7 protein-coding genes are annotated in these 8,710 nt (G+C 58.7%); 4 read left to right on the top strand and 3 right to left on the bottom strand.

Annotation, left to right across the window (positions count from 1 at the left end):
- Nucleotides 1-79: 79 nt before the first annotated feature.
- Together AC1DVF_RS11250 and AC1DVF_RS11245 are read right to left on the bottom strand one after the other, a co-directional pair.
- On the bottom strand, nucleotides 80-868 hold the full coding sequence (locus AC1DVF_RS11250; protein WP_034151542.1) for an MlaA family lipoprotein: 789 nt from the start codon (nucleotides 866-868) through the stop codon (nucleotides 80-82).
- A complete protein-coding gene (locus AC1DVF_RS11245; protein ID WP_099758388.1) occupies nucleotides 861-2,159 on the bottom strand; it encodes a serine/threonine protein kinase in 1,299 nt (432 codons plus the stop codon). Before AC1DVF_RS11245 ends, AC1DVF_RS11250 begins: the two co-directional genes overlap by 8 nt.
- Before the next feature lie 224 nt (nucleotides 2,160-2,383).
- On the opposite strand from AC1DVF_RS11245, the gene AC1DVF_RS11240 reads away from it, so the two are divergent.
- On the top strand, nucleotides 2,384-2,752 hold the full coding sequence (locus tag AC1DVF_RS11240; RefSeq protein ID WP_257357719.1) for a hypothetical protein: 369 nt from the start codon (nucleotides 2,384-2,386) through the stop codon (nucleotides 2,750-2,752).
- A 97-nt stretch (nucleotides 2,753-2,849) separates the two neighbouring features.
- Here the strand turns inward: AC1DVF_RS11240 and AC1DVF_RS11235 are convergent, their stop codons facing one another.
- Nucleotides 2,850-4,445: a glycoside hydrolase family 17 protein gene (locus AC1DVF_RS11235; RefSeq protein ID WP_477782462.1), complete on the bottom strand. Its 1,596-nt coding sequence runs from the start codon at nucleotides 4,443-4,445 to the stop codon at nucleotides 2,850-2,852.
- Between the two features lie 286 nt (nucleotides 4,446-4,731).
- Between AC1DVF_RS11235 and AC1DVF_RS11230 the strand changes: the two genes are divergently transcribed.
- The 3 genes from AC1DVF_RS11230 (at nucleotide 4,732) to AC1DVF_RS11220 (ending at nucleotide 7,790) form a co-directional block, all read left to right on the top strand.
- Nucleotides 4,732-5,583 carry a glycine betaine ABC transporter substrate-binding protein gene (locus AC1DVF_RS11230; protein ID WP_093439901.1) on the top strand — a complete coding sequence of 284 codons (852 nt, stop codon included), beginning with the start codon at nucleotides 4,732-4,734 and terminating at the stop codon, nucleotides 5,581-5,583.
- A 240-nt stretch (nucleotides 5,584-5,823) separates the two neighbouring features.
- Nucleotides 5,824-6,135: a DUF485 domain-containing protein gene (locus AC1DVF_RS11225; protein WP_093439905.1), complete on the top strand. Its 312-nt coding sequence runs from the start codon at nucleotides 5,824-5,826 to the stop codon at nucleotides 6,133-6,135.
- Nucleotides 6,132-7,790 carry a cation acetate symporter gene (locus AC1DVF_RS11220; RefSeq protein WP_093439909.1) on the top strand — a complete coding sequence of 553 codons (1,659 nt, stop codon included), beginning with the start codon at nucleotides 6,132-6,134 and terminating at the stop codon, nucleotides 7,788-7,790. The genes AC1DVF_RS11225 and AC1DVF_RS11220 overlap by 4 nt, the downstream gene beginning before the upstream one ends.
- Nucleotides 7,791-8,710 lie beyond the last annotated feature (920 nt).

Genomic DNA, 8,710 nt, shown 5'->3' with positions numbered 1-8,710 from the left:
CCCACATTGGATTCAGCTGATGCCATGAAAAAGGGCCATTCGACTCGCATCGAATGGCCCTTTTTTGTGCCTGCCGTTTTTACTCGGCGATCTGCAACTTACGCGCTTCGGTATACACGTAACGCACCTTCTCGTACTCGAACGGCGAGTTCATCTGGCCGTAGCGGAAGCTGGTCTGGTAGCGCTTGTCGACCGCGCGCAGGGCCCAGATTTCCGGGTGGTTGGAGCTGACTTCCGAGACGTTGAGGAAGTTGATCGCTGATTCGGCGGTGTAATCCACAGCAAGACCGGCGGTGTCGCGGATGTTCGACGGGCCGAGGATTGGCAACACGAAGTAGGCGCCGCCCGGTACACCGTAGAAGCCCAGGGTCTGGCCGAAGTCTTCGCTCTGGCGCGGCAGGCCCATGGCGGTCGCTGGGTCCCAAAGGCCGGCAATGCCGATGGTGGTGTTGAGCAGCAGGCGCGCGGTGGTTTCCATCGAGCGCTGACCTTTGAACTGCAACAGGCTGTTGACCAGGTTCGGCACGTCACCGAGGTTGTTGAAGAAGTTGCTTACCCCGGTACGCACAAAACTCGGCGTGATGTAGCGATAGCCATCGACCACCGGCAGGAACACCCATTGGTCGAAGCGGTAGTTGAAGTGATAAACCCGGCGGTTCCACGACTCCAGCGGGTCGTAGACGTTCAGCGCGTTGAGCGTCGAACGCTCGAACTCGCGCTGATCCAGCCCCGGGTTGAACTTGAGTTTGGACAGCGGCTCTTTGAAGCCGTCGCTGTCGACGACGACCGGCGCGTTGGCTTTACTGTTGTCGGCCTGGGCCACGCCTGCGCAGAGGAGCGCTGCCATCAGCAGGAGATATTTAGCCACGGAAGAACTCCAGCATGGCGTCGCTGTTGACGCGGTAGTTAAGGTTGCCGCAATGGCCGCCCAGTGGATAAACGGTCAGACGATCACCGAACGTTTTACGCAGGAAACCGAGATCGCCCGGGCCGAGGATCACGTCGTCGGCGTTGTGCATCACGGCGATTTTCGGGCTGTCATGCAGGTAATCCTTCAGCGCATACAGACTGACCTGATCGATCAGTTGCAGCAGGCTGCCGCCGTCAGTGCGCGCACGCCACATCGGGATCACCTGTTCGGTCAGGTAGCAGTCGAAGTCGCACTGCAGCGCACGCTTGAGGAACGGCGTGAGGCTGGTGCCTTCTGTGATCGGGAACTTCGGCGGGGTGATCAGGCCGCGACGGTTGATCAGATCCGAGGTGAAGGCAATGTCGGCCGCCGAGAAGCGGAACGAGGTGCCGATCAGCATCGCCATCTGTTCGTTGGTCAGGTGCTGCTTGGACTGCTGGAAGTCGTAGAGCAGTGCATCGTTGAGGTCGATGTAGCCTTTCTGCTGGAAGTAGCGGGTCAACTTCGACAGCACCAGTTCATAGAACGTGGTGCTGTTGTTGATGCCTTTCACCTCGGTTTGCACCAACTTGTCGAGGTTGGTCACCGAGGTGTAGAGGTTGACCGGCGGATTGAGCAGCAGGACTTTCTTGAAGTTGAAGCTGCGGCGCGTCTCGTCCAGATGCGCTACGAAGGCGGCATCAAGGGCGCCGAGGCTGTAACCGGTCAGGTAGTACTCGGTCACCGGCAGTTTCGGGTTCTGCGCGCGCACGGCCTGCATCACCCGATACATGTCTTCGGCGTCTTCCTTGGTCACGCCCGGGGTCGCGAAGCGCGAGGCGGCGCTGATGAAGTCGAAACTGGTCGGCGACGACAATTGCACGACGTGGTAGCCGGCCTTGTAGTAGAGCTTTTTCAGGTATTCGTTGAGGGTGCTGTCATAACGCGCGCCGGTGCCGGCGATCAGGAAGATCAGCGGTGCCGGTTTGTCCTGGGTGGCGATGCGATAGGTGAGTTTTTTCACCGCCCAGAAGTTATCCGGCAGGATGAACTCTCGCTCCGGGCGCAACGTCAGGCTGCGGTCCGACTGATTGATGTCGTCGTCCAGCGGCAATTCCGGGCGCAAGTCCGGCGGCGTCGTGGCGATGGTCGCCTCGAACGGGTTGGTCAGGGGGTAGCCATAACTGGCGGCATCGATATCCACCGCCAGTGCGGACGCACTCAAAATAAGGCCGCTGAACAGCGCGGCGAAGCGCAAGGAACGGAGCATGACTAGATCCCTTAGAGGAAGGTGCCGAATGAAGTTCGCAGGCTATGACCACCGGGGTTGCGCCAAAGTGCCATGCTGCGGCACCAAACAGGCAGAATTCGGAGTAATAGTAGCTGGACGATACACTTTGCACGCCCTGAATGAACAGTTAACAGTTGTTAGTTCTTGCACACGGCTGGCGGCAGATTAAGCTGGCCGCCGATTTCCAAAGATTGGAGTGTTTCATGTCCCGCCGTTTGCCCGTGATTTTGCTGCTCATTCTGTTGCCGTTGTGGCTGGCCGCCAGTTATGGCGCGCGTTATGGCTTTATGGAAGACGGAAAGTGGGTGGGCATCTGCGTGGATGAGGCCAGTCGCTGGGAATGTCAGGTGCGCTCGAACCTTGGGTTGATGATTCACTTCAAGGTGCTGGGCTGGACGGCGTTGGGTGCGGCGTTGATCGGTTTTGTCTTGCCGGGGCGGGCAGGGTGGTGGCTGGCGGTGCTGGCGCTGGTGTTTGGGGCGCCGGCGCTGGCGTTGTACAACACCACGTTGGCGGTGTTTGCGCTGGTGATTGCCGGGTTGCGTCTGGTCCGGGAGTCCCGCAGCGCCTGACAGTCAGTCTTCGCGAGCAAGCTCGCTCCCACATTTGGAATGCATTCTCCTGTGGGAGCGAGCTTGCTCGCGAAGAGGTCTTTAGCCTCGCTGAAAATCAGACCTTGCGAACGCGAAGGCAGCGCCACAAAGCAGCCACCATCAACACACTCACCAACGCCCAACCCCACGCCTGCTGATTCTGCAGGCCTTCCTGATACAACTGCGGCGCAATCCCCGCGCCGACAATAAACGTCAGCAGGGCAATTTCCCGACGCGGCACGCTCACCGGCCGGCACAGATAAACCAGCGCCGGCAGCACGAACGCCATGCTCGCAAAGCTGCGATAACGCGGATCGAAGACCATCTCCAGCATCATCACCGCTGCGGCAAAGCCTGCTGCCGCGACCAGCCAGCCGGCGCGGCGCTCCAGTAGATTGAACGCCCGCTCACGCCAGCCGGCACGCGCGCTCAGCGTCAGCGCAGCGTGCGCCAACACCAACAGGTTCAAAGCGGTCAGCAAGCCGACCCACAACCACTCACTGGCAAACCGCGTGGTTACCCGTGCGAGATCACCCCAGGCGCCAATCGAGCAAGCGGCGAGGGCGCCCAGCAGCGGCAACACCAACGCCGAGCGCGTAGTGCGGACGCGACCGCCAAGGATCAGCGTGCCAAGAAAAATCAAACCACCGACCGCCAGCCATTCCTTCCAATAGGGGACGTTGGTCACCGGCCCGGCCAGCACGCCCTTGTCGTGACGGTCGGCATCGAACAAGCCCCAATAGCCACCGACTGCGCCTTCACTGCCGCGCTTCCACGGCTGGTCGAAGGCTTCGATCAGGTTGTAATGCCAGCCTTCCTTCTCGGCCATCGCGACAAAACCACGAATGAATTTGGCCTCATTGACCCGACTCGGCAGGGCGGTTTCGCGCTGACGGCCTTCGCTCGGCCAGCCGGTTTCGCCGATCATCACGTCTTTCGGTGCGAATTTATTACCGAACACCTGGCGCACATCCGCCACATGCTGCAGGGCGACATCGATGTTCGACGGATCATCTTCCCAGTACGGCAGCAAATGAATTGTCAGAAAGTCCACCGCTGGCGCGACTTCAGGATGCTTGAGCCAGAACTCCCAGACATCGGCGTACGTGACCGGTTGCTTGACCTGACTTTTGACCTTGTTGATCAATCGGGCCAGTTGCGCGCCGGTGACTTCCTTGCGCAGCAGCGCCTCGTTGCCGACGATCACTGCACTGACCACATCCGCGTTGGCGTTGGCCGATTTGATCAGCAGGTCGACTTCCTTTTCGGTGTCCACCGGGTTGCTGTTGACCCACGCGCCGATCATCAATTTCAAGCCGTGTTTGCGCGCCAGATCCGGCAGCGCCTCAAGGCCCGTCATCGAGTAAGTGCGTATGCACTCAAAGCGTGTCGCCAGCAATGCGAGGTCGGCGTCCATGCGCTCCGGGCGCAGTTTGAACGGCACGTCGAACGGCGATTGGTCTTTATCGAACGGGGTGTAGGAGGCGCACTGCAATTTATGCGTCGGGGTCGCGGCGTCGGGCAGGATCACTGGTTGGCCGAGGCCGTACCAGAAGCCGCCGAGGGCAAACAGCCCGAGCAGGCAGGCGAAGAGATAAGGCAGAAAGGGGAAGCGGGAAGTCGCGGACATGGTCAGGCCGAGTGGCTGCAAAGCGAGGCATGTTACCTGCATTTATAGAGGGGTTGGTGACCGGCATGATTTGCACATGCAAAGTTCGGGCGGATTATTTGGCGTCATTTATATAGCCGCGATTAATGGCCTTCTGATGTCGTTTCTCGTTGCCTTGAGGTCGCTGACAGAGCAGGTCGCCTGCGGCGTCAGGTTGATGATCAAGGCATCAGTACTCCGCTGATGTTCGAGTTGGTTTGCGGTCAGGCGTGATGGGGGCGCTGTGCACCATAACAATACGTTGACGATGCCCGGCATCCGTCGGGCGCAGCATTTCGGGGAAGTAACGATGAAGATGCGACGACTTTTAGGCGCAGGTGCCGCTGTGGTGCTTGCGATGAGTTCCACTTTCGCCAGCGCAGAAAAACAGACCCTGAACATCGGTTACGTTGACGGCTGGTCCGACAGCGTTGCGACCACCCACGTAGCGGCTGAAGTGATCAAGCAGAAACTCGGCTACGACGTGAAACTGCAAGCCGTTGCCACCGGGATCATGTGGCAGGGCGTAGCCACCGGCAAACTCGACGCCATGCTTTCGGCCTGGCTGCCCGTGACCCACGGCGAATACTGGACGAAAAACAAGGATCTGGTCGTCGATTACGGCCCGAACTTCAAGGATGCGAAAATCGGCCTGATCGTGCCGGAGTATGTAAAAGCCAAGTCGATCGAAGACCTGAAAACCGACGACACCTTCAAAAACCGTATCGTCGGCATCGATGCCGGGTCAGGCGTAATGCTCAAGACTGATCAGGCGATCAAGGATTACGGCCTCGACAAATACAGCCTCAAAGCCAGTTCGGGCGCCGGCATGATTGCCGAGCTGACCCGTGCCGAGAAGAAAAACGAATCCATCGCCGTCACGGGTTGGGTGCCGCACTGGATGTTCGCCAAGTGGAAACTGCGCTTCCTCGACGACCCGAAAGGCGTGTATGGCGCAGCTGAAACCGTGAACAGCATCGGCAGCAAAGAGCTGGCAACCAAGGCGCCGGAAGTGGCCAAGTTCCTGAAGAACTTCCAGTGGGCGTCGAAAGACGAAATCGGCGAAGTCATGCTGGCGATTCAGGACGGTGCCAAACCTGAAGCCGCGGCCAAGGATTGGGTGGCCAAACACCCGGATCGCGTGGCTGACTGGACCAAATAACCGCCACACCGCCTAACCCTGTGGGAGCGAGCCTGCTCGCGAATGCGATCTGTCAGTTGATGCAAATATCGACTGATCCGACGCCTTCGCGAGCAAGCTCGCTCCCACAGTTGTTTTGTGTGTACCGGAAATTGGCAAAAGTGTCATGGCGTTCTACTACTAAGGTCGTCTGTTACCGCGCTCGCAGCCGCATACATTAGCTATGTTCCAACAATAATCTGTGCTGCGAGGATAAAAACAATGAACGACAGCATTTACCTCTCGATTCAAAACAGTCCCCGATTCAAGGAGCTGGTTCAGAAAAGGGAACGATTCGCCTGGATTCTCTCGGCAATCATGCTCGGGCTGTACTCCGCATTCATTCTGTTGATCGCTTACGGGCCGCAAGTGCTCGGGGCGAAACTCAGTCCTGAATCTTCGATTACCTGGGGCATTCCGATCGGTGTCGGTCTGATTGTCTCGGCCTTCGTCCTGACCGGTATCTATGTGCGCCGCGCCAATGGCGAGTTTGACGACCTGAACAATGCGATTCTCAAGGAGGCTCAGCAATGATCCGGCGTCTACTGGCTCTTCTGAGCATCTCGGCGTTCGCGCCTGCGGTCTGGGCCGCTGACGCCCTGACCGGTGAAGTTCACAAACAACCGCTCAATGTCGCGGCGATTGCCATGTTCGTGGTGTTCGTCGGTGCGACCCTGTGCATCACTTACTGGGCGTCCAAGCGTAACAAGTCGGCTGCCGACTACTACGCGGCGGGCGGCAAAATCACCGGTTTCCAGAACGGTCTGGCGATTGCCGGTGACTACATGTCCGCGGCKTCCTTCCTGGGGATTTCCGCSCTGGTGTTCACCTCCGGCTACGATGGCCTGATCTACTCGATCGGCTTCCTGGTGGGCTGGCCGATCATTCTGTTCCTGATCGCCGAGCGTCTGCGTAACCTGGGGAAATACACCTTTGCCGACGTGGCGTCCTACCGCCTCGGGCAAACCCAGATCCGCACGCTATCGGCCTGCGGCTCGCTGGTGGTGGTGGCGTTCTACCTGATCGCGCAAATGGTTGGTGCCGGCAAGCTGATCCAGCTGCTGTTCGGTCTCGACTACTACGTGGCGGTGATTCTGGTCGGTATCCTGATGTGCATGTACGTGCTGTTCGGCGGCATGCTGGCGACCACCTGGGTGCAGATCATCAAGGCGGTGCTGCTGCTGTCCGGTGCCTCGTTCATGGCGCTGATGGTGATGAAGCACGTCAACTTCGACTTCAACATGCTGTTCTCCGAGGCGATCAAGGTTCACCCGAAAGGTGAGGCGATCATGAGCCCGGGCGGTTTGGTGAAAGATCCGGTATCGGCGTTCTCCCTCGGCCTGGCACTGATGTTCGGTACCGCTGGCCTGCCGCACATTCTGATGCGTTTCTTCACCGTGAGTGACGCCAAAGAAGCGCGTAAGAGCGTGCTCTACGCCACTGGCTTCATTGGTTACTTCTACATCCTGACGTTCATCATCGGCTTCGGCGCGATCCTGCTGGTCAGCACCAACCCGGCCTTCAAAGATGCGGCGGGCGCTCTGCTCGGCGGCAATAACATGGCGGCGGTGCACCTGGCTGACGCGGTGGGCGGCAGTATTTTCCTGGGCTTTATCTCGGCTGTAGCGTTTGCGACCATTCTGGCGGTAGTGGCGGGTCTGACCCTGGCCGGTGCTTCGGCGGTCTCTCACGATCTGTATGCCAGCGTGATCAAGAAGGGCAAGGCTAACGACAAGGATGAGATTCGCGTTTCGAAGATCACCACGGTTGCGCTGGGTATTCTGGCTATTGGCTTGGGTATCTTGTTCGAAAGCCAGAACATTGCGTTCATGGTGGGCTTGGCGTTCTCGATCGCTGCCAGCTGTAACTTCCCGGTGCTGTTGCTTTCGATGTACTGGAAGAAGCTGACCACTCGGGGCGCGATGATTGGTGGCTGGTTGGGTCTGGTGAGTGCGGTGGGCTTGATGATCCTTGGCCCGACCATCTGGGTGCAGATTCTGCATCATGAGAAGGCAATCTTCCCTTACGAGTATCCGGCGTTGTTTTCGATGATCATTGCTTTTGTCGGGATCTGGTTCTTCTCGATTACTGACAAGTCGACGGCTGCGGATAACGAGCGGGCGCTGTTCTTCCCGCAGTTTGTGCGTTCGCAGACTGGGTTGGGGGCGAGTGGGGCGGTTTCGCATTGATGGTTTGATGGTTTTGTAATGTTGTGCTGAATGCCCCGGTTGAGAGATCGGGGCATTTTTATTGGGCGGTTATCGGCTAGAGCTGTGTACATATCCGTTGCTGCGGTAACGGCTGATTAGGGTTTCGCCCTTACGGCGACTCACTTTTTTTACAAACGCCTAAAAAAAGTAAGAAAAAAAACGCTTGCTCCTACGTGCGGCCCGCTCGCCGGGGCTCGGGGTTCCTTCGCTGCGGGATCGATCCGGGCGCAGCGCCTACGGTTTGCTTCGCTGCACCTCCTCTCGCTGTGTTTGGCTGCGCCAAACGGTCGCTGCGCTCCCCCGTCCGGATCAATCCCTCCACTCAGCCTTCCGACGTCGCCTTACAGATCAAGAGCTGCGGCCTAGCTAACGCTCATCCTGTTGAGTGGTGAAGAACACAGCGCGGTCGGCTGTGGTTTTGTGTTGGATTCGCCCCTCACCCCAGCCCTCTCCCGAGGGAGAGGGAGCCGATGGTGAGCTTTTCAAAATTTGTGTTCAACGCGGTATTGCACGTCGGCGTACCTCTCCCAAACACCTCGGTCAGTCCCCTCTCCCTCCGGGAGAGGGCCAGGGTGAGGGGCTCTTGATCTGGCTTGTGATCTTGCTTTGGCTTTGGCTTTGGTTTTTGATCTTTTGCCCCATCGGCAGGCCGAGCGTAGGTGTTCATCCGGGGGTTAGGCGCGCAGCGCCGTGCGGCGAAGCCGCATACATCGAGAGGAGGTGCAGCGAAGCAAACTGTAGGCGATGCCCCCGGATGGACACCGTAGCGAGGGAACACTGAGCCTCAGCGAAGTGCCGTACGCCAGGGGCAAAGCCTTTTGGGTTACCTTTTCGGCGTTTGGAAAAGGTGACTCGCTGTAAGAGCGAAACCGCCAGCGGCAACACCCGCAGCAACGGAT

The sequence above is a fragment of the Pseudomonas sp. P4_D7 genome (assembly GCF_056401755.1).
Note: the sequence above shows the minus strand (reverse complement) of the source record. Positions and strands in the feature narration are given on the sequence as shown.

Bases quoted from the DNA above. Each gene is read 5' to 3' on its own strand.
- AC1DVF_RS11245 (WP_099758388.1), bottom strand. From the start codon at position 2,159: ATGCTCCGTTCCTTGCGCTTCGCCGCGCTGTTCAGCGGCCTTATTTTG.
- AC1DVF_RS11240 (WP_257357719.1), top strand. From the start codon at position 2,384: ATGTCCCGCCGTTTGCCCGTGATTTTGCTGCTCATTCTGTTGCCGTTG.
- AC1DVF_RS11235 (WP_477782462.1), bottom strand. From the start codon at position 4,445: ATGCAGGTAACATGCCTCGCTTTGCAGCCACTCGGCCTGACCATGTCC.
- AC1DVF_RS11230 (WP_093439901.1), top strand. From the start codon at position 4,732: ATGAAGATGCGACGACTTTTAGGCGCAGGTGCCGCTGTGGTGCTTGCG.
- AC1DVF_RS11225 (WP_093439905.1), top strand. From the start codon at position 5,824: ATGAACGACAGCATTTACCTCTCGATTCAAAACAGTCCCCGATTCAAG.